The organism is Halorubrum sp. SP3, assembly GCF_005435195.1.
Taxonomy (GTDB): Archaea; Halobacteriota; Halobacteria; order Halobacteriales; family Haloferacaceae; genus Halorubrum; species Halorubrum sodomense.
Genome location: NZ_SGTU01000650.1, coordinates 1 through 254, shown reverse-complemented (window position 1 = coordinate 254; position 254 = coordinate 1). Strand labels below are relative to the sequence as shown.

The following is a 254-nucleotide window of genomic DNA, read 5'->3' as shown; positions in this document are numbered from 1 at the left end:
GGAGCTCTGGCGTGTGGGGTTGGGCGGTGAGCGTGGGGGTCTCCGTGTACGGGAGCGCCACCTTGTATAACTGGTAGCGGTCCCCGATCGAGATGGTTGCTGGTGGGAACTCAAACCGACCAACAACTGATGATGAAATCGTACAGGTTGTTGTCTGGGTTGTCTCTCCAGCCTGAAGCGCGACAGACGGTGATTCAGTCTCAGCCGAGATGCCGGGTGGGAGTTCAGCGTCGATAACGATTGGTTCCTGTGCC

At 58.3% G+C, this 254-nt stretch carries 1 protein-coding gene; it reads right to left on the bottom strand.

The genetic code is table 11. The features are described 5' to 3' along the window. On the bottom strand, positions 1-254 hold a 254-nt coding region (locus EXE42_RS19970; RefSeq protein WP_206750785.1), incomplete at both ends, for a hypothetical protein.